The sequence below is a fragment of the Gracilibacillus salinarum genome, from assembly GCF_022919575.1.
Lineage (GTDB): Bacteria > Bacillota > Bacilli > Bacillales > Amphibacillaceae > Gracilibacillus > Gracilibacillus salinarum.
This window is the reverse complement of record NZ_CP095071.1, coordinates 4,432,871-4,456,234: the sequence shown is the minus strand read 5'-3', so window position 1 is coordinate 4,456,234 and position 23,364 is coordinate 4,432,871. Positions and strand designations below refer to the sequence as shown.

Annotated in this window: 12 protein-coding genes; all 12 read right to left on the bottom strand. The window is 39.3% G+C overall.

All coding sequences use genetic code 11. The features are described 5' to 3' along the window. Window positions 1-13: 13 nt before the first annotated feature. Window positions 14-1,735 (bottom strand): glycoside hydrolase family 35 protein, encoded by a 1,722-nt coding sequence (locus MUN87_RS20790; RefSeq protein WP_244743716.1) that lies wholly within the window; start codon window positions 1,733-1,735, stop codon window positions 14-16. A gap of 155 nt (window positions 1,736-1,890) precedes the next feature. After that, a complete protein-coding gene (locus MUN87_RS20785) occupies window positions 1,891-2,937 on the bottom strand; it encodes a LacI family DNA-binding transcriptional regulator (protein WP_244743714.1) in 1,047 nt (348 codons plus the stop codon). Between the two features lie 882 nt (window positions 2,938-3,819). Then, on the bottom strand, window positions 3,820-10,596 hold the full coding sequence (locus MUN87_RS20780; RefSeq protein ID WP_244743711.1) for an immunoglobulin-like domain-containing protein: 6,777 nt from the start codon (window positions 10,594-10,596) through the stop codon (window positions 3,820-3,822). A gap of 747 nt (window positions 10,597-11,343) precedes the next feature. Beyond that, window positions 11,344-12,687 carry a GH1 family beta-glucosidase gene (locus tag MUN87_RS20775; RefSeq protein WP_244743708.1) on the bottom strand — a complete coding sequence of 448 codons (1,344 nt, stop codon included), beginning with the start codon at window positions 12,685-12,687 and terminating at the stop codon, window positions 11,344-11,346. Window positions 12,688-12,705: 18 nt separating this feature from the next. Next, complete coding sequence (locus MUN87_RS20770) at window positions 12,706-13,668, bottom strand: acetylxylan esterase (RefSeq protein ID WP_244743705.1); 963 nt, start codon at window positions 13,666-13,668, stop codon at window positions 12,706-12,708. Between the two features lie 278 nt (window positions 13,669-13,946). Further along, window positions 13,947-14,573, bottom strand: a complete 627-nt coding sequence (locus MUN87_RS20765; RefSeq protein ID WP_244743702.1) for an SGNH/GDSL hydrolase family protein — start codon at window positions 14,571-14,573, stop codon at window positions 13,947-13,949. Between the two features lie 19 nt (window positions 14,574-14,592). Then, window positions 14,593-15,558 carry a glycoside hydrolase family 113 gene (locus MUN87_RS20760; RefSeq protein WP_244743699.1) on the bottom strand — a complete coding sequence of 322 codons (966 nt, stop codon included), beginning with the start codon at window positions 15,556-15,558 and terminating at the stop codon, window positions 14,593-14,595. An 891-nt stretch (window positions 15,559-16,449) separates the two neighbouring features. After that, window positions 16,450-18,912, bottom strand: coding sequence for a beta-mannosidase (locus tag MUN87_RS20755; RefSeq protein WP_244743697.1), 2,463 nt, complete (start codon window positions 18,910-18,912; stop codon window positions 16,450-16,452). Between the two features lie 75 nt (window positions 18,913-18,987). Next, window positions 18,988-19,917 (bottom strand): glycoside hydrolase family 113, encoded by a 930-nt coding sequence (locus tag MUN87_RS20750; RefSeq protein ID WP_244743695.1) that lies wholly within the window; start codon window positions 19,915-19,917, stop codon window positions 18,988-18,990. A 36-nt stretch (window positions 19,918-19,953) separates the two neighbouring features. Beyond that, entirely contained in the window at window positions 19,954-20,784 is an 831-nt protein-coding gene (locus MUN87_RS20745; RefSeq protein WP_244743691.1) for a carbohydrate ABC transporter permease, read from the bottom strand. A 1-nt stretch (window position 20,785) separates the two neighbouring features. Continuing rightward, window positions 20,786-21,658, bottom strand: a complete 873-nt coding sequence (locus MUN87_RS20740) for a carbohydrate ABC transporter permease (RefSeq protein WP_244743689.1) — start codon at window positions 21,656-21,658, stop codon at window positions 20,786-20,788. Between the two features lie 145 nt (window positions 21,659-21,803). Then, window positions 21,804-23,153, bottom strand: a complete 1,350-nt coding sequence (locus MUN87_RS20735; protein WP_244743686.1) for an ABC transporter substrate-binding protein — start codon at window positions 23,151-23,153, stop codon at window positions 21,804-21,806. Between the last annotated feature and the right edge of the window lie 211 nt (window positions 23,154-23,364).

Genomic DNA, 23,364 nt, shown 5'->3' with positions numbered 1-23,364 from the left:
GCTTTATTAATTTTTAAGACAATTTTGGCTCATCCACTAGTTGGATATAATCTTTGGATGCAGCTTCCAATTCCAAAATGACGATTTCGTTTTCTCCTTCGTTTAACAATGGACCTGGTACATACAATCTGCGCTGTGGTCCTGCTGTTACCCAATATCTCCCCAAGTTAAATCCGTTGATAATGACATTACCTTTCGTAAATCCTTCCAGGTCAACGTAGGTATCCGCTGTCTCAGATATGGTAAATTGACCTTTGAAAAATTTAGGGTAGCGACTTTCTGATCCGCTATAATTTTCAGGCAGTGTATCTAACTCAATAGCATACATGTCCCAATTAAACCAATATTGCTCGCCTAGCCAAATGTTTTTCACTAGTCCTTTTTGATCACTTAAGTGTTCTCCATAGTTTGCGTGCCCCATGTTTTCCACTAAAATCTCCAACACATTCTCTTGTTTCGGGAAATGCAGGGTTCGCTCCGTATCTTTATCATTTTTATATACGGTATCCACGTACTCGCCATTAATATAGACAAAACCACGGTCGTGAATGGCATCGATATGAAACTTTAAGTCACCTTGTCTGTTTACTGTTGTTTTGTAAAGTGTATAACCGTAAGATTGATCGATCTGCTCCATCGATAATGGTGTAATATGTTGTACTTTTCGGCTAATGTCAGTCAGTGTATCAAAGATACTGACTGATTCTGTTACTTGAACTTCTCCAAAAGATTTAGTTTGAATCTTGCTCTCGTAATCCTCCGGTACTTCTATATAATCTGCCAATACTTCTTTTGCTTTACGGTATTTCTCAGTTGGCTGACCACTTTCTGTTAGCAAACTGTCATAATCATAGCTTGTAATGGTCGGATAATAAATATCGTAATGATTGGCACCATTATAAAAGCCGAAATTTGTTCCGCCATGGAACATATAGAAATTCACGGAGCTTTTTCGTTCCATTAATTCACGAAAAACATCCGCTGCATCCTGCGCATCTCTCGTATGATGCTCACCGGACCAGTAATCAAACCAGCCAATCCAAAATTCTGCTACCATTTTTGGAGAGCCAGGTTTGAACTTATCTAATGCTGCAAACGCACTTTCCACTTTCGAACCAAAATTAAGTGTCGTCGTTACATCTGGCAGCGAACCTTGTTCAATAAACTCCGGCCCGTCTGATGTAAAATAGAAAGTATCCAGTCCATGCTGTTTGTACAATTTTTTAAGATAGGACAAATAATCCAAATCATTGCCATATGCACCATATTCATTTTCAATTTGCATGGCTATCACTGGCCCACCGTTTTGATACAGGTGTTTCTTAAATTTTGGCAATAATACATCATAATAGTCTGTAACGTGCTGCAGATATGTTGGTTCACTGCTTCTAAGCACCAATTTGTCTTCTTTTAACAGCCATGAAGGTAACCCACCCATGTCCCATTCTGCACAAATATATGGTGATGGCCTTAGAATCACGTATAAACCAACCTGATCAGCCAGTTCAATAAATTTCTCTACATCGCCAAGTCCCGTAAAATGAAACTCACTTTTTTTCGGTTCATGAAAGTTCCATGGAATATATGTTTCCACTGTATTCAGACCCATTGCCTTTAATTTTTGCAGACGGTCTTCCCAATGTTCCGGAACAATTCTGAAATAATGAATACCACCTGATAAGATTTGAAACGGCTTCCCATCTAAATAAAACTGACCATTTTTAGTTGTTAGCATGTTGTCTCCCCCTGTATAATTCAATGATATGAAACGGATTTCATTTTTTCTGTTTTATAGTTTGTCCATTCATTCAGCAATTATTATATTATTATCTGAAATGGGTTTCATAAAATGACAATGTAATCCTTTTCAACAGATTACATTTAAAGCTATTATTTGTCAACCTCTTCTCTTTTTACTAATTGACAAGAATTTCTTAACTGTAGCTTCGTTGGTACGATACTATGCTTTTGGGCGCTTTCGCCATTTATTAATTTCACTAATACATCAACTGCAGTCTTTCCCAGTTCCTGATAGTTCTGGCTGACAGATGTAATACCTGGTGGAAAATCCTTCGCTAAATAAATATCATCAAACCCTATTACAGATATATCATCAGGAACGCTTATACCAAATTTATTCAACGTTTTGATGACACCAATAGCTACAAAATCATTTACACATACAATCGCTGTTGGCTTCTCATTTAAATAAAGTAACTGGTTAGCAAGTTCTTCTCCTGATTCTATATCAAATCCCTCATTCATAATCCACTGTTCATGAACAGGTAAGTGATGTCGAGCAAGCGCTTCTTTAAAGGCGTTAACCTTCACTTCTCTTGACGTTACACCTTCTTCTCCCCCTAAAAAAGCAATTCGTTGATGATTAAAGTTGTGCAATAAATCAATGACATTAGTGATTCCTTCCTTTTCGTCTGTTTGAATCACATGAGCATCTACACCTGCCATTTCACCGTTAACAAATACGACTGGAACACGATCCATAATGCTATTCATCTCTTCTGCAAGTTTAGGATCTGTATCGACTTGATTAATACGGCCTCCCAAAAATAGAATTCCGTCCACTTGCTTGTCGATTAGGTTTTGCAAATAGGTAGATTCAACATTTGTGTCATTCATCGAATTGCACAAAAAGGAAGTATAGCCTAAAGACAAGGCATGAGCTTCACACTTTTGCACTAATGTAGAGAAAAAAGGGTGATTAATATCAGGTAAAATAATACCGATCATTTTCGATTGTTTATATAATAAACTTCTAGCCAGGCTGTTTGGACGGAAGTTATATTTCTCGATTATTGCTTCTACCTTCTGCTTGGTTACCGGTTTCACTCTTTCGTTACCCGTTAATACACGTGATACGGTAGAGGGAGAAACGTTTGCTTCCTTAGCAATATCATAGATAGTGATGTTTTTCTTCATTTTTGTCACCTAAATTAAAATTCAAATTTTATTCGAAACCGATTCCATTATACTATACTTTATAACTTATGATAACTGTTTATTATACATGGATAACATATATGTAATTGACTTTAAGACAGATTCTTATAGACAGTTTTTCTCTTTCTCAAGAATTCTGTCCATTAGAATTTAAGAAAAACCATGCATAACCTCCGGTCCTAATTGACATAAATTATATACAACTTCCTATAATATGGATTAAGTTATCAAAGGCTTTATTGCAAAATAGTCATTTTGATATTGATTATCTGCTTAGCAAAGCTCCGGAAATAGGCTCCGCGTCCTGTGGGGTCGGGTTCAGCCTCCTCGCGAGCATAAACCGCTCACTGCGGGGTCTTTCTTCACACACGACTGATCCCACGGGAGTCTCCGCCTATTTCCTACGCTTTAGGGAAGTTCTGCAACGGATGTAGCAGAAAAAAGCAGGCGTGCTAGGCATCGTATTTCATCAAATAAGGTGTAAATCTTGTTCATCCTAGCTGTCGCATAAATTGTGGAGCTATAAATTAGCGTAGGCCAACCACGGAGACTCCCGCGGGACAGGCAGGCGCTGAAAATCCACAACGTCTGCACCTGTGTCTACCAGTAATGCTTCGAAGCAGGCTTCCTCGGTGCAAGGCAGCATAGAAGTAGCTCAAGTAGTAACCTAGCTTCAGCCGTGCCCCGCAGGACGCGAAGTGGTTGGACGGAGCGGTATACCAGCACATGAATCATTTCAAAATAAACACTAAGCTGTTACATAATCCATATTATAGGAACAAACTTCATATCAATATGATTACTGCTGTGACTGAACTTATCTTGACTGAAAATAAAGAGATCGGGCTGGACGCCCGATCTTTAATATTTTACAGTTTTCCTTCTTATAACCATAATTACTACACCCATTAACAAGAGAATAATACTTGTTCCTAGGTAGTTAAATGTATTGGTTGCTGTATTTGGCAGTTGATTATTGGATTTATTTTCTTTTTCAGTTGAAGGCTGGTCATCATTTTGATCAGATCCACTCTCTTGATTATTCATATCAGCTGGCTCATCCGTTGATTGTTGATCATTAGCCTCATCGTCTTCAGCAGATTGATCTGTATGATCATTCGAACCTGCTTCATTGTCTGAGTTATCCTCATTACCAGTAGAATCCTCCTCAGCTTCTGCAAACACACCGTAGCTTGAGAAATGTGATACATCCAACGAAATAACTTGGTCTTCCCGATGCACCTTTCCACCAACACGTTTCCAGTTATCCTTTGATTCATTATAATAGTAGATTGCTATATCCTCTGTATTGGCTCCCGTTTGATAACCTAGATAGATTGTAAATTTACCTGTCGGCTCTGTTGCATGATCTGGATACGCCATTTCCACATTAAATGCTTCACCGGCTATCATTAAGTCCTCATAATTGGTATCCTTCACCTCAAACGGATTAACGGTGATCATCGTACCTGCTGGTAAATCTTCCGGCATCTTCATTTGAGCACTCATACCTTTAATCGTATAAGTCTCTCCGGCAAAAACTTCTTGAGATTGACCCAACGTTAATTCTGTATCTAGTACTGGTTGTTCCGGCTCTTCTTTCTCAGAAACGGTTACGCTGACAACTGCCGTATAGCCGCCATCAGCCGAAGTGACTGTCACCAGTGCCTCTCCTTCTTCAACTGCCTGCAGCATACCCTCTTCGGTCACGGATACAACTTCCGGATTATTGCTGCTGTACCAAACGTTTTGATTGGTCGCATCTGCTGGCTCTACCGTCACATTAATCAATGCTTCTTCTCCCGTTGTTAAAGCTACTTCAGACCGCTCTACGGATATTCCACTAACGGAGATCTTATCGTTTTCTATTTCGCTTGGAATATTCTCCATCAATGCATCATACTCTTCTTGCGTCACTGGCAAAACTGTACCATGACGAGGGCTGTCAGGTAACTCATAGTCTTCTGATACCGACCATTCGCCCGATGCCAAATCAGTCGTTTCAAATGGAACATATCCTCTTCCGCCGAATTCATCAATGAACAAGTACCATTTATCTTCCGTATTTGATTTGAAGATAGCAGGACCTTCCCCTTGGCTGATTGTTCCTTTTCCGATTCCTTCTTTTATTAATTCAAAATCCGGATCCAGTACAGAATCACCTGATTCTTGTAAAATAAATTTGCCATTCGGAGCGTTTTCCGGATCATTCCCTCGTTCATCTTTGGTAAAACGATAGATTTTTCCTTCATCTTCAATAATTGTTGTATCAATCACAGAATAACCATAATCCAGATAGATTTCTGGTTCACTAAAGGTATGGAAATCTCGAGTCGTCGTATACATCATTCGTTGATAACTATCCCCGGAGTTTCTGTTTTCTTCACTATCATACAATTTGGACGCCCAGAAAATAACATATTTCCCGATGGATTTATCATAGAAAATTTCTGGTGCCCATGTGTTTCCCGCTTCTTTTGGAGCTACTTCGACCATTCGTTGTTCAGACCAATTAATAAGGTCTGTGGATTCCCAGACCATGATTGATCTGCTACCTTCCGTCTGCGCTCTTCCCCAATCGCCATTTCCATGGATTTTCAAATCTGTTGCAATCATATAAAACTTATCACCTTCAGGGGATCGAATAATAAATGGATCCCGTAACCCTTTTTCACCCAAATCTGACGTAATAACCGGCTCTCCGTTATTTAACTCCTGCCAATGTAAAGGGTCATTCCCTTCACTTAAGGCATAATATATTTGCTCACCATTGGCAGTACCTTCTCCTGTAAAATAACTGAATAGATATCCTTTGTAATCTTTTTCTTCCGGTGCTTCCTTCACATTTGCGACAAAAGATTTCGTAAGGGTCTGACCATTTAACGTAATAGCAGCTTCAAGGTCAACCTTTGCATCCCCTTCTCCATTGGCAGGACGAGTGACCTCTCCAGTATTACTAATTATCGATTCCTCTTCTGACTTCCAGCTGATTATTGTCCCATTTTCACCCTCTGTTGGCAATGTGATATTACCTCGAACATCAGTAATGTTATATACTTTTAATGCCGCTGCAGCTTCTTTCAATAAGTCGATGTCTTGTGGCAAACGCTTGACCGTAATTTGGAATTCTTTTTCCGCAGTGCTTTCTCCTTTTGTTATTGTTGCTGTTAAAACCACTTCCTGATCCCCTTCATCATAAGTTGGACGAGTTACCGATCCCTCTTTTGACAGATAGGTTTCATTATTGGATTCCCAGCTGACATCCGCTGTTAATCCGTTAACTTTTACCTGATTTGGCAAAGATAGATCTTCTGTTACTTCACTTTCCAGATTCAATTCAGCTTTAGCCTGTTCCACAAGCTCCTGATCGCTATATCCAGTAATTTCTTGTTCATTCAACGTATAATTATATACTTTAAAATCCTTCAAAGTTCCTTCAAATGGCGGGTCCGGATTATAAAGTGATTTGCCAATATAGCCAATGAAATCCTCTCCATCTGTCACGCCATTGTTCAAGATATCTTGTACGGTGTAATCATGATGAATAGAACCAACTGGCACACTATTTAAATAGAGGGCAATGTTTCCTTCTTTAAATGCAGCTGTAAATGTATTATATTCTCCCGTATCGATGCTCGCATCCTGGAACAATAACTCTTTTTCTTCATCTTTTATACCAAAACGAACCGTGTTGTCCGCCTGATTTGGATTTAAGAATATATAATTGTTAACGTTTGGCCAGTCCCCTTGCTTCGTTCCTATGCTATATAGCCAGTGATTGGCACCTGTGCTTGTTTTAAAAGTTGTTTCAATCGTAAATGTTTCATCTGTAATTAACCCTTTTGGCAAGGTCACAAACTTCGATTCATCTCCAGTAAAAGGCAATACTTTGTCACCGTCTTCCTCTGTGACATCATTTGCTGTAAACCCTGCTAAAGTGGCATCTATTTCATTGCCGGTTATGTCTACTAATTGATTACCTGATACCGTCATATCATAATGGGCTAACAACTGGTCCTCTAACGGTTCCGTTGGTTCATCTGGGTCTGCAGAATCTGATGTACTGGCTTCACTAATTACATCTATACCATCTAATGTAAGACCCCCGCCTCTTACAACGATTTCAGCAGTGTGCTCTTCTACGTCCAAACCTCTAAGATGATAAAAAGTTTGTCGATCTCCTGTAGCATGAACTCGATATTCCTTTTCCATTTGTTCCCCATCAATATACACATCCACCAGGGCGTCAGGAGTTGCACCAAACAGATTAAAACCACTACCTTCAAAGTCGAAGATAAACTTATTATCACTTTGTTCAGGTGTAGAATAGATAGTTACGCCACGGTAATCCATATAGGTTTCTTTCACTTCATTATCTCCGAGTGAAACTTTTAATGTATGTTCCGTATCCTCCAAATCTCGAACTGAATAACGGATTCCATCTTCTCCGACATCATAATCACCTACAACTTCTCCGTCCAATTCAAACTGGTAGGTTGTATCATTTCCCATGCCAGCTAAATAATCGATTCCTGTGCCTGTAAAGTTAATATAAATATACGGATTATCGTTAAAATTAGCCCAGGCATTATTATTATTCGCTCCCCAAGTACTTCCATTTTCCCTGTAAGCATAAACGGTATTTTCTTCATTTTCGATCTCTGAATCAGCTGAAATAGAAGTGAAATCATTTGGTGCTAATGTCGTAACAGATTCTGCTTCTATTGGTTGATCTGTATCAATCTCTGCTTTAACAAAACTTGTGTATGATTCTTTCGAAACAACCTTAAGTGTATGCTCAGTTTCCTCGAGATCTTCAACAGACCATACTTCTTTTACTATCGAGCTGTTGTTTAAGTAATTTGCTTCACCAACAAGTTCTCCGTCTAAATAAACATCTGCCGTTCCATTGTTGGGATTCGTTTCTCCGTACAAGCGAATCGCATTTCCTTCAAATGTAATCTCAAATGAATCACCATCATTTCCCCAAGCATTGCTGCTGTTGGAGCCCCAATCTCCCGAATAGAATACTTTATGGAGTGCCCCTTGTTCCGAAGTGGTATCTGTATGTTCAACGAGATAACCGTTCCAAACTGGATAATCACTGGATGTTGTCATTTGTGTACGATTAAAATGGGCATATCCAGATTGTACAAACTCCCAATCTCCCACATAACCAATTGGATTCCATTCGTCTTCATTATTTAATGCAGCATCTTCTGATGGATAAATTTGTCCTTGCGCATTATCTACTTTCAAAGATTTATATGGATAACCCTCAATCGGTTCAATGCTCAAATTATCAATTAATGTTTCATAGTAACCTGTACCAAGCGTTACTCTCCCTGCCATTACAGTTGCATCCTCATCCGTGTACGATGCAACAGACTCACCATCTAAATAGAGCGTAAACACATTTTCTTTCGCTTCAAACGCTAATCGATGCCACACAGTATGATCAAAACCTTCGATTGATCCTTGTTTGACTACACTTCCCAGTTTTGTAATCTCGTATTTTCCATCTGCAAATATTTTGGCATTATAGGTTGCCTGAGAATCACTCCAGCCTGCTTTCACTTGTCGGACTCCGATAAGCGCATAGTTATCTCTGCCTTGTACTGTCTCCGTATGTGTATCTAATAGAAAGTCATAGGATGCTTTATAGTTCACCCAGCGAAAATCTCCTATATTGGTATTCGGATTAACGTCCGCTGCCGCACCGTCTGTTCCTCCCCAAACAGCCCAGTCCGCTCCAATGTTATCGGTGGTTATTTTTTGCTGAAGCATATTTCCGTGTGCTTCTGCCTCTGGAATATCAAGAGACTCTTTTTCAAAACTGCCTTCTTCTGCTTGTTTAGTTGCTTGTTTCACTACTTCAAAAGCTCCAATTTGATCCGTTGTATATCGGGGTGTTCCACCTCTTCTATCAACATAGTCACGATCCTGATCGTCAAGCGGATAATCATCATATTCGAAATCATCGCTATATGGTAATGACATAATGGTATCTTCTGTTAAGTCAACAGGATCTGACTGATATTCAAAACCATCGATTTCAGCTTCCTTATCCAACGTAGTGATTGTTACTATCGAATATGGCTTCACCTCTACTTGATAAACACCCTCTTCAGGCTCTATGACATTAACATTTTTGAACCAGTTCGCATCATAAGATTCTCCTTCTCCAGGCCCTTTCGTTTCCCAAACAAATACTTCGGCATTTTCTTTACCGCTCAAATTTTTTGCTTCAATTGTATAGGATCGAGTGTCGCTGGTGTTGTTTGCAAACACTGTTGTATAATCATCTGTTTCTGGGTCCTTCAATGTCATATAGTTATGTGTACTTGTATCGACATCAACACCGCCATCAAAGAAATCACCATCGCTATAGGTGGCATCTTCGATATATTGCCAGCGTTCATTCTTCTCAGTAGATAAATCATCATGTTCTGTAAAATTCATCACATGTCTGACTCCTTGGATACCACCATCTGTTTCAAAAAAACCGGACCAAGGATCAAATGCACTGATCAGTTGTTTTGGATTGTATTGTGCACCTTGATAAAAGGCTGCAACAGATGGCTGAAAATCAAACGAAACAGCATTTAGTGGCTGATTGTTGGCTCCTTCCCAGGAATAAACAGAAATAATTCGTGATGTTACATCGATAATGCCTGCACGACCACCTAAACCATTATAGTTTGGTTCCATGTTATCGCGATATCTGGCGTTGATCATTGGGGAAATCCCTTCCGAGACCCAGACTTCCTTCGGTTTTTTGCCGTCTTCTTTTAATTGCTCCTGTAACATGTTTAATTCAGTCGAACCAGTTAAACCATAATGAGAACTGATCACATCAATTTCATCTATTAGATCAGGATTATCCAATAATGTTCGACTAATGGTGGCAGTGTCCCGATAGCCATCCGCAGCTACCAGTTTTATATCTTGATAGTCTTCTTCATAATTCGTTTCTTCTTTAATGCGGGTTGTGAAATATTTGAGCCACTCCACTTCATTTCTGCCATTACCATTTTGTGCTCTTTCGTTTTGAGATATTCCAATATAATCCAAATCAAAGCCATACTCTTGAGATACCGCATCCATTGTTTGTTTATACCATTGATATCGGTCTTCATACTCATGATTTGCAGCTGATTCCCATGACCAACGTGGCTCACCCCAGCGTAAGATTTCTGTGGTAATATCAGGATTGATCGACTTTGCATCAGCAGCAAATTGGAACCCAGCTCCTCGCAATACATTAGCAGGCTCGTCCTCAAATCGCATCGTAGCTGGCTCCGTTCCTGATGATGAATTAATATCTGCACCTAACTCTACTTTTACATGGGTTAGCCCAGCACCCGTATCTGTATTAAATAATTGATTCATAATTTCCCAATATTCTTCTGGATGTTCTTCTTTATAATCTAATAATAATCGTGAAGTATTATTTCCTGAGACGGTACCAAATCCTTTAAATCGGTTATCTGGATCCACATTGTCTCCATCAATTGTTATGGTTTTGGTAACGACTTCTGCTTGTGATTGCTGCATTCCGATTATTGATCCTGTAACAGCAAGGAGGATCAGTAAAACGAAAAGAAGCCATGATTTCTTAATAAAACGCATTTTCATGATATTTCATCCCTTCCTCAAAGAATACACAAACAGCAGCAACAGCGATTCACATCCATCTTTTTACAGATTCCTATCGATACCTTTCACCTCCTACTCATTGGTTGCGCTTACATTATTTCATAACCATCCTACATTGTTTGCCACGATCTTTACTACTTTTATCATTTTTTTGACCTTTAGTAAGACTAAAAAATATACGAATACGAACAAAGGCGCAAGCGCCCGTATAGAGACGTAGCGAGTGGAGCGAATCAACTGAGATAAAGGAATCACGGTGAGCTTGCGAATCGATGATGACTTATCGTAGGGCGATTTCGCGAAGTCGCCTAGTCTCTGGGCGCTGGAGCCGGACGTGGCCGTTTCTGTCAGCGAACATCATATAGTCTAAAATTTATACTTTCTTGACTTATTAGAAAAACCGTGCCTAACCCCCCGGTGCTATTTGATTTGAAATTTATATAACTACTTATAATACGGATTATGTCAACAAAGGCTGTATTGCAAAAGGGTCATTTTGATATAGATTATCTGCTTAGCAAAGCTTCGGAAATAGGCCGAAGCGGTATCCCAGCACATTCAATAGCTCAATATGGCAGCTTGGTTAGCGATGGCTAGCATTACATAATCCATATCATAAGAACCCATCTTCCTATTCAGCATGATTACTACCATGCACTGTGTTTTTTACTCCCTCTTTCTTTGTAAATAAAACCCCCGCCCAATCAAATCAGGCGGGGGTTGCGATTAGCTTTCGAACCAGTTGTTTGCGATGGTTTGTTTGTACCAGTAGAAACTATCTTTTTTCGTGCGTTCCAACGTTCGGTAGTTGACGTGGACAATTCCGAAGCGCATGGTATAGCCTTCTGCCCACTCAAAGTTATCCATTAAAGACCATGTAATGTAGCCTTTAATGTTAACACCAGATGCAATGGCACGACTTAATGCTGTTAAATGCTGCTCCAGATAGCTGATACGACCAGTGTCATGGACACGGCCATTCTCAGGTTCGTCATTGTAGCAAGAACCATTTTCGGTAATATAAATGGGGACATCCCCGTAACTTTCTTTAATACGTGTCAGTACGTTATACAAACCGTCCGGGAAGATTGGCCAGCCAATATCAGTACGGTCATAATTCATTTCGACTAATTCCCAATCTAGCAATCCTTCATTTTCTTTGTATCGTGCAATATGTCCAGTGTAGTAATTGATCCCAAGAAAGTCTACTGGCTGCGAGATGATTTCCATATCGCCATCCTCGATTACTAATTCAACACCTTTTTTCTTGAACCAATCAACCATAAATGATGGATACGTTCCTTTAAACACCGGATCCATAAACCATTCAATATACCAGCCTATCTCTCGGTTACAAGCATCAATATCTTCCTGTCTGTTACTAAACGGTTCTAACCACGTGGTATTAGGTGCAAAGCCTATTTCTCCATCAATGTTAAGCTCACGGAATTTTTGAACACTTTTACCATGTGCCACTAATAAATGATGGGAAATTTGAGTTGCCAATTGCAAATCCTGATTCCCAGGAGCATGCACACCTATATAATTAGACAAAAAGGAAATACACCATGGCTCATTCAGTGTTAACCATTTATTAATTTTTCCAGAAAATTCGTTGAACATCAATGTCGCATATTCCACAAAGGCATCAATCGTTTCGCGATTATTCCAGCCACCTTTATCTTGCAATGCTTGTGGCAAATCCCAGTGATAAAGTGTACACATTGGTTCAATTCCATTAGCTAAAAGTTTATCGACTAAACGATGATAATAGTCCAAGCCTTCCTGATTCACTTTACCTGTGCCATCTGGAAAAATACGTGGCCAGGCAACGGAGAATCGGTAAACATCGATGCCAAGGTCTTTCATCATTTCTACATCTTCTTCATAACGGTGATAGCTGTCACAGGCAACATCTCCATTGTCACCATTCACGACTTTACCTGGCGTCTTCGAGAATGTATCCCATATGGATATTCCGCGGCCACCTTCTTTTGCTGCACCTTCAATTTGATATGATGCGGTTGCTGTTCCCCATTTCATATCTTTCGGAAACTGAATAATTGTCATGGTAAAACCCCTTTCTTCTTATAAAATTTTGATAAATTGCTGAAAAGCTTCATCTGCATGATTTGGTAAATGCTCATGTCCATATTCGTGATAGAGCATCATGTCTTTTTTCGAGCGAATTTTGTTATACGCTGCAAATTGCGTCGATGGTGGACAAATGGGATCGCGCATGGCTGTTATCCACTGCACACTCGCCTTAATTCGGTCGGCCAAATGCTGAATATCAATATAGCCCAGTCGCGAAAAGATTTCCTGGTGCCGATGGTGTGTCGGATCAAAGCAGCGGAAAAAGTAAGCGATTTCTTCATATGCCGAATGTTGCATATCCATTTCCCATGCTCTTTCATAATCAGATAAAAACGGATACACGGCAAATAGATGTTTGACCGTAGGCTCCAATGCAGCACAAGCTGTCGCAAGTGCCCCGCCCTGTGATTGACCGTAAACACCAATTCGTTCCGAATCCACCCCATCTATCGTCTTTAGAATTCTTACCGTTTGAACTGTGTCTAAAAACACTTGGCGATAGTACAAATGTTCAGGACTAGGATCATCTAATCCACGTATGACATGGCCTTTCAAAGTAGGTCCTTTCGTTACTAATAGATCCTCTGATCGTCCGCCTTGCCCGCGACAATCCATCGCTATCACTGTTACTCCTTCAGCGGCATACGCTAGCTTATCAAGCCAATCCCCACTATCGACTGAATAACCATGAAAAATCGCCATACCTTGGCCAGTAGCGATTTCTTTGTTAGGAACAATTAGTTTAGCATGAATGCGATTCTCTCCTACTCCACGGAAATACAGGTGGTGACATCTTGCAAATGAACAAGTAATAGCAGCATCCTCTAACTCATAAGATAAGGATTGTTGATCTAATTGCTGTAAGGCTTGCTCCCAATAAAGATCAAAGTCATCAGGTTTTGGATTTTTCCCTTGATATTTTTCTAATTCGTGTAATGGCATATCTAGATGCATCGTATTCCTCCTGTCAACGATTCATTTTTGATAATTCATGCGCTTTTTTAAAAATGTATATGTAGCCATACACACTTATCACCGATCAAGGAAACCGATTTCCTTATCTTCCAAAAAAATTTCGCTTACTCCAATATGGATATGTTCAGCTTCTCACCATCACATTCCTGTACACGATTCGCTGTCTATTCAGAAAGGATACCGGTTTCATTATATCATAATTTTTGTTAAATATACACACTTTTTCGAGCTCTATTAGAAAATAGAGCTCAAATTTATTAGCTGGTTTTGACAGCTTTCAGCCATTCGTGGGCCATCAATAAATTACCAGCACTATTCAGATGAACACCATCAACGGTAATATTATAGCCACTATTTTGTAACAAATATTGAATAAAGCGCTGGTGGATTGGCACTAGAATCGCATCGAATTCTTTTGCTAACGCTCGTACGATTTCGGCATAATGTTTTAATTTTTGATTGCCTGCAGAATCGACTTTTTCTTCAATTACAGTCGGTTCCATCATTACGATAGATGAAATCCCTATAGCTCGTACTCGCTGCAGTAAACGACGATATATTGCTTCAAATTTTTCTTCGTCGACTTGTTCTAATTCAGGATGATCGAGTTGGCGCCAGACATCATTGATACCTATGGAAATTGATATGGTATCTGGTTTCCAGCTGATCACATCTTCCTGCCAGCGTTCTTCCAAATCGGTAATACGATTCCCACCAATGCCTTTATTTAAAATTTCATAGTCCTTTTCAGGATGTAAAACTTTTAAATAATCATGAATCACACGTACATATCCTGTTCCTATGCCCTCTTGATCATCTTGCTTGCCCCATTGCGTAATACTGTCACCTATAAATATGATACGTTTTCCTAACTTGGTCAACATAACCTACTCCTTTATCCCGTTACTTAGCTAACGAATACCAATGTTTCACAATTTGTTCCGCTTTCTTTCCGTAAATATCAAAATCAAGATCATTGTCTGCTTCTTCGATTGGATAAAGCTTGGCTTTCCAATCCCACCAGAAAAAACCTGCGAACCATGGTTTATCCCAAAATACTTGAATGACAGACTGATAGAAATTCGCTTGTTCATCCTCACTAAATGGTAAATCTGTATGCTCAAAATCCCAAGGCATTGTCGCACACCCTAGCGCACTTCTACAGCCTATCTCCATGAATAGAATCGGTTTGTTATAAGTTTGATGTAATTTTTCCAGCTTGCAAGCTATTTTCTCCCACTCCTTGACCATATTACTCACTGAATCACCAGGCTCTTTTGCAACTGGATAGTATGCACTTGTCCCGATTATATCAACCGCATCGAACCACTCCACGCCTTCTTCCTTACCATGGTTCGCATTGTATATAATCGGACCGTCATAAATAGTTCGAACATCCTCTATAAGATTACGCCATGATGCTGTTTGTCCTTCAGTGTTAATCATTTCACAGCCTATACAGAACATTTCACAGTCTAATTCCTTTGCCAATTCTGCATAATGCATGATGAAATAAGTATACGAGCTAAACCATGCTTGCCATTTGTCTATTGCTTCCTCAGGAAAACCAATTCGTGCCCGCCAGATCCCATCTTTACAATTAACTACGGGTTTGAGGCAGACTTTTAATCCTAATTTCTTTGCTTCTGTAACAGCAAATTGAATATCCCTGTCTGTCATTGTATTACTGTAATCAAAATGTATATTGGTAGAACAATACGTATCCTGCAGAGCGAAAAATGACAGAGCGATCCATTCACTACCTGTTTCCTTTAATTTTTGTAATGAGTTAACCGCATCATCCGTCTGATAAGCTCCACGTTTCGTATTCCATCCATAGGTCATGCCTTTTACAAATAATTCCTTCATTTTATATCCCCCATCGTTTCTCTTATCAAGGTGAATCCCTTTATATATCTTCCATTTACTAAGTGCAAATAGCGAACTAAGAAAAACCGGCCCTAACCCGCCCGGTCCTAATTGACTTCATTAATAAACAACTTCCTATAATATGGATTATGTAAACTAACAGCTTAGTGTTTATTTTGAAATGATTCATGTGCTGGCATACCGCTCCGGCCAACCACTTCGCGTCCTGCGGGGAACGGCTGAAGCTAGGCTACTACACGAATCACTACTCTGCTGCCTTGCACCGAGGAAGCCTACCTCGAAGCGTTACTAGAAGACACAGGTGCAGACGTTGTGGATCTTCAGCGCCTGCCTGTCCCGCGGGAGTCTACGTGGTTGGTCTACGCTAAGATGTAGACTCTACAACTTTTGTAAGAGATAGCATGTTGATCGTATGCATATATAATAGCTATTGAAATATGCCTAGAACCACTGCTTTTTGCTGTTCCATACGTTGTAGCACTTCCCTAAAGCGTAGGAAATAGGCGGAGACTCCCGTGGAATCAGCGCGAGCTGAAGATCCATTTCATTTGTGCCTGTGTCTGCAAGTATCGCTTCGAAGTGAGCTTCCTCGGCACAAGGCAGCACAGATGTTATTCAAGTAGTAGCCTAGCTGAAGCTGTGCCCACAGGACGCGGAGCCTATTTCCGGAGCTTTGCAACGCAGATAAAATATTTCAAAATGACCGTTTTGCCATACAGCCTTAGTTTACATAATCCATATTATAGGAAACTATCTTCCTATTCAGCATGCTTACTTCTATGACTGTACTTTTATAGCTTTTTTCTTGTTAAAAAATACGGCTGATCAGTTCCTATCAGCAGGGACATCATCCCTGCTGATACGAACTCTTTATTTAGCTTGCGTAATATGATAAACACTGCGAACGTCAAGTCCTTGCTCCAACTGCTCTAGCGTTACAGTCTCTTCTAATTGCGACTTATTGATCGTAATAACCTTTGGCTCCTTTGCAGACAAATCAAAGTAATTTTCAGAAAGCACGGCATCAACTGTTAATTGTACTTCGACGTATTTCGTAAACGCAGCTGCTTGTACTTCAATCTGAAACTCCTGATCCGATTCGCTCACTTTGGTTGTCAATTGAGGATTTAAAAATTCGAAATGTTTGGCTTTGGTGAAGATCACCGTTGCATGACTGTAATAGTAATCATCCATATAAAGCGTTGCTTCTAAATAACAATTACGTTTCCGCTGCTCCGTTAATACTTCAGAAAAATCGAGCGACTGACACGATTGAGCGGTCGAGGCCGGCACAACCGTAGAGAAACGACCTTGCTCGATAATCTCAGATTGATTGTTTCGAAGTTTCCACTCAACCTTACAATCTATCGCTGTTAAACGATCATTCGTAATATATATATTAGCGTCCTTTTCCCCTTCCTCAATGGATAGCAATACAGGATCGTAAAATTTCTTAGCAAAATAATGCAATGCTTTCCATCTTCCGTAATAGTCAATACTGGACCACGAAGCTACTGGCCAGCAATCATTTAATTGCCAGTAAAGTGCTCCCATACAACGTCCCAAATTACGACGCCAATGTTCTACACCATATTTTATCGCTTCCGCTTGCAGGAGCTGGGATGTGTAAATCAATGCATCAAAGTCCTTTGGATAAAGAAAATTTTCTGATAAATAGTACAAAATCTTACCATTGGCAGCATCATTTTTTTGGTGCTTTTCCATCACTCTTGAGAAAATATTGCGATCTTCTGGCTCCGTGAAGGACTCAATGGTTTTCATAGACGGAAAGGACTGAAAGCCAAATTCAGAACAAAAACGGAAAAAGTAATGTCGATAATCCGTAAACGGCTTTTCGCCATGCCACACTTGCCAATAATGCATATCTCCAACATCAGGGTTACGTGGGTTATCAAAGCCACCAGCAGATGACGGAGAGGAAGACCAGTAAAACGTCTGTGGATCATACTGCTTCACTATGTCTGGCAGCATAATCTCGAATAATTTAATATAATCCCTACGCCAATCCGATCGTTTCGGCCATCCCCAATGCTCCATTGCTTCTTCCACTTCATTGTTTCCACACCAAATGCCGAGCGAAGCATGATGGCGGATCCGTTTGATTTGATCGACAGCTTCTTGACGAACATTCTCTTCAAATGAATCGGTTAGGCGATATACGCTGCATGCAAACATGAAATCTTGCCATACAACAAGCCCGTATCGATCACATAATTCATAGAAATAATCCTCAGGATAATGTCCACCACCCCAGACACGAATCATATTAAAATTAGCTGATACACTGTCTTTAATTAATCGTTCCGTTCTCTCTCTTGATGTTCTCGGCAACAGGTTGTCTTCTGGTATATAGTTAGCACCCTTCATAAAGATTGGCTGACCATTCACTACAAATTCAAAAGATTTACCCCACTGATCCGCTTCATGTTTGACTTCAATCGTTCGCAAGCCGATCGTATAGGTTTGTTGATCGATCACTTCATTTTCTCTCTTTAACATAACCTCCAGCTGATAAAGTGACTGCTCTCCAAAACCTGCCGGCCACCATAATACTGGATTCTCTACTGAAATTGCTATTGCTGTTTCTTGTTGCAGTTTATTTACTTCCTGTCCGCACATTGTTCCGTCCGGAGCTGTTAAATTCGCAGACAAATGGTAGTCATCTGAAACTAACTCTTCAAAAGATACCAGCACATCCAATTGGACATGATCTGTGTCATGCTGTTGGGAAATATACACATCACTGATGCGATTGTCATTCCACATCGCTAATTCAACATCACGCCAAATGCCCAAATCAGGAATTTTCGGTCCCCAATCCCAGCCAAACATACTGTGCGCCTTTCGCAAATGCTGATAGCCTTCCATCGCATGATCTACGCCAGCTAAAGGATCTTTTTGCTGCATTTCCGTTATATAGGATATGGGAGAATAGAGATAAACCTCGAGTACATTCTCACCTTCCTGAAGATAAGGTTTGATGTCTACTTCATATGTACGGTGCATATTATCGGTTTCTAGTAGTGTTTGCCCGTTCAGCATAATAGCAGCAATCGTATCAATCCCGTGAAACATGAAAGAAATATGTTGGAACGCTAATTGCTCGCGATCGATGTTAAATTCTTTTCGGAAAAGATAATCCTTACTCGCAATTTCCTTTGCCAAGTCCTCATTATCTCGATAAAACGGATCTTCTATTACATTTGCATCAAACAGTGTAGCCATAACAGATGCTGGAAGTGTTACAGCATACGTATCTTCATTATCTAGTGTTTTCATTTGCCAATTTTGATTGAAATTTTCTTTTTTCATATGTCAGTCACCTCATTCATGCTATTTGTAAAAGAAAGCCGCACTATCCTATTCAGATAGAACGACTTTCATTCATTAGTTAGATAGATAAAAGTTTTTTATTACATTTTCAGCTGGTTTACCATAAACGGCATAATCTCCATCTTTGTCTGCCTCAGACTCTGGATAAAGAAGGGCTTTCCAATCCCATAAACCGAACCCAAGCACCCAATCCCTCTTTGCTGTTTTGGCAAACATATCCTGATAAAACGCTCTCTGCTCTTCGAAATTAATCTCTCCATCCATGGACCAGTCATTTGGTACATTAGCAGAGCCAGTTCTGCTGGGACAACCTGCTTCAGCAAAAAAGAACGGTTTGTTAAAGGGTTTGATAATTTCTTCTATACGGTCCAATTGATTATCCCAGTCACCCAATGGATAATAGCCACTAGATGAAATCACATCTACTTCATCCCACCAGCTGACATTTGCTTCTTGGTATTTATCGGTATTATATGTGATCAATCCCTTATACGCTTGCCTAACCTCACGAATCAACTGACGCCACTCTTGTTCTTTTCTTTCTGTTTGGACCATTTCACAACCAACAATGAACATTTCCGCATTCTTCTTCGCTGCGATCTTGGCATAATGTAATTGATAATCGGTATAGCTTCTGAACCAGTCACGCCATTTCGGTTCACATGGGACATCTATATCAAAGAAATTAATATGTGCACGCCAGATACCGTCTGCTGGATTTACCGTTGGTTTAATCATAATCTTTAAATCTAGTGATCTTGCGTAATCGATCATTTCTTCCAGTTCATGATCTGTTACCATATGTTCTCCATCATAAATCACTTCTGTCGAAAAAGCAGTTTCTTGAGTAGCTGCTAATGCAAATATGACATATTCACTAGCAGTTCGTTCCTTCAATAATTTTAAAGATTCTTTTGCTTCTGCTTTTGAAAAGTCGCCACGCTTTGCCCCCCAGCCAAACGTAAAACCTTTGATGTATTCCATGTCTTTCTCTCCTTTTTCCTGTTGCCTTATAAATTGTTATTTAACCGATCCTGAAGTTAATCCGTTATAGATGTATTTCTGTAAGGAAATAAATGCTATAAATGTCGGAATAATAGCAAGCATAATGCCTGCACAAATAACTTCCCACTCAGAGCCATATGGACCTTTGAACTTAAACAATGCGGTCGAAATTACTTGCAGATCTGTTTTTGGCATGTATAGAAACGGTGTATAGAAATCGTTATACACGTTGATACCTTTTACAATAATGACCGTTACGATTGCTGGTGTTAATAACGGCAAAATGATTTTTCGGTAAATTGTAAAATAAGACGCTCCATCAAGCATTGCTGATTCATCCAGTGAAACGGAAATAGAACTCATAAACTGCAAGAAAATATAGATGGCAATAATATCTGTACCGAGATACAAAATAATTGCTGCCCATATCGTATTAAATAAACCTAATGAATTAACAATCTGGAATGTGGCAACCTGAGTTGTTACAGCTGGAATCAATGTCGCTAATAGAAAGGCACCTAATATTAATTTACTGCCTCTAAATTTAAACCGGTCTAATACAAAGGCAACCATAGAACCAACAAGTGTGGTACCAACAATCGAAACTAGTAAAATAATCAGTGTATTCTTAAAACCTGTCAGCATATTTCCTTCTGTAAAAGCTCGCTTAAAGTTCTCAAAGTTGGTCCAATTTTCTGGAGGAGTTAATGGTCCCGTACTTGTATATTCAGCTCCTGTTTTGAAAGATGCAAATAACACTATCAATATTGGTAAAATAGCAGCAAGTGCACCTACAATTAATGACGCATATTTGATGAAACTACCTGCGAAGTGTTTACCATTCATATTAATCGTCCTCCGAGAAGAATTTTCGTTGTACAGCTGTTACGATAATAACGATGAATAACAAAATAACAGCCATCGCCGATGCTAAACCAATTTTTCCATATTTAAATGCTGTATCTACTGTTTGAATAACAAATGTTGCACTTCCGTTGGAACCACCTGTCATAATATAAGGGATCTCGAAAGCACTTAAAGCACCGCTGATAGCCAAAATTAAGTTTAATGAAACAATAATTTTAATACTTGGTAAAATAATATAGCGGAATTGATGCCATCTGTTCGCACCGTCAATTTCAGAAGCTTCATAGACATCGTTTGGAATCGAAGAAATAGCTCCAAGGAATATAATGAAGTTGAAACCCATATATCTCCATACCGATGTACCTGCTAATGAAATATTAATAACATCCGGATTCCCTAACCAATGTGTGGTGAAATCTCCTAATCCAACCAATCCAAGAATGGTATCCAGTCCACCCTCAGGCTGGAAGAATAATAGAAACATAAACCCGATAGCAACCCCGTTTAATAAATACGGGAAAAAGATAACGCCTTTGAAAAAGTTTTTCATTCGTACTTTAAAACTTAGAATAGTAGCAAAATATAAGGCTAGACCCATCTGTAAAAAGGTCCCAAAGAAATAATACAGACTGACAGTAAATACTCGAAAATACTCCGGATCGGTAAATACTGTCCGATAATTTTCTAAACCGATAAATTCTTTATCACTAAATCCATTCCATTCTGTTAAACTGTACCAGAACATATTGGCCACCGGTAAAAAGCTGAATGTGCCTAACAAAGTTAATGGAACGATAAGAAAAGCAACAATAATAACGCTACGTTGTCTTTTATAACTTAATTTTGAGAACAAATCGTTGCACCTCCCGTTAAAAACTAAATGAAATCTGAAAGCATGCTTCCCATATTTCATTTAATTTTCACTTTTCTCTCTCTATTTTTTTATAGAAAGGGTAAGCAGTACTAACCATTACTGATTAAGCTGCTTACCACTTTATTTATTCACTTACTATTTCTTCATAGGCTGCTGACCAATCTTCGTTCCAGCTGTTCATAATATCATCATAAGACTCATCACGATTTCCAATGGCTGCCTCAATAATGATTTTTTTGTTCGGTTCTAACCAAAGTCCTACTTCTGATTCTTTATCTACTTCATCGAGCAGTCCTTGTTTATCGTCAGGCGCTGGTGTTAACATTTCAAATTGTGCACCTTCCTCTTGCGCTGCCGTTAATGCATCCGGTAAGGGAATATCCTTCGATGCACTGATTCCGCCTGCTTGCTCTACAGAATAACCTGAATCATGAATGAACCAGTCTACCCAAGCAAAAGCAGCATCTTTATTTTCACTGTTTTTATTAATAGAGATATTTAAATCTGCACCAAGAGAGAAGATAGTTTCTTCTGCATCTGTAGGGAATGCCATCATTCCGATATCATCTGCATTTTCTCCTGCACCCTGAATTTGTTCCAGTGCCCATGAACCTAATACCATGGTGGCAATTTCACCGTTATTCATTCTTACTTTAGAAGCTTCCCAATCAGTAGTTAGTGGATCTTCTTCAATAAGTTCTTTCTCCGCTACTTCATACATTAAACTGTAATGTTCATAATGCGGATCTCCTTGATCAAATGGTGTTGGGTCATCTAACATATCGACATTGTAATAATCAACGTTACCAGCAGTAGTGGTAACCGCACCCTCCCACTGGGTTAACGGCCAACCAGCTGCGTAATTTGTATATAACGGTACTGCATCGGTATTTTCTTTCACTTTTTCTAATGCAGCAATAAATTCATCTTGTGTTTTAGGAAGTTCTGTAACGCCTGCTTCTTCAAATACTGATTTATTATAAATAACACCTGTATACGTTAAAGCAATCGGAATCCCATAAACTTTTCCGTCAACTTGACGTTCTTCTACACCTAAGTACTTTTCTTGCATGTCTTCTAATGTACCCATTGGCTCAAAGAAATTCGGGATATCTTCGATAGGAACTTGTACAGGTATGTATTGCACATCCCCATAATCTTCCGTATTCATACGTGGCATAATTTCTCCACCGTAATCTGTTAATGCTTCAAAATTCACATTTACATTCGGATAAATTTCATTAAACTGTTTGGCATATTCTTGGTAAACAGTGTCCACTATATCCGTTCTGTGCGTGATTACAGTAAGATCTCCCTCTATTTCCTCTGGATCTTTCTCTTTCCATGTTTCGTATGTTGGCTGGTCAGATCCTTCTCCAGAGCTTTCTTCTGAATCAGAAGAACAACCAGCAATTACGACGATCGCTAACATTGATGCAAAAAACACTAATAACTTTTGATTAAGCTTAAGCATGTTTTTTGACCCCTTTCCTTTAATTCATAACTCTTAATTATTTAGGTTAACGTTAAAGTAACCTTAAATTAATAATAACCTGAAAACGTTTACTCGTCAATACTTTTTTTGCTTTTTACTCTCATAATATTTAAGGTTACTTAATAGTGAATTACTTAATATATACTTCTTCATCTGGTTATGAACCACCTCTATATATTCTGTATAGCAA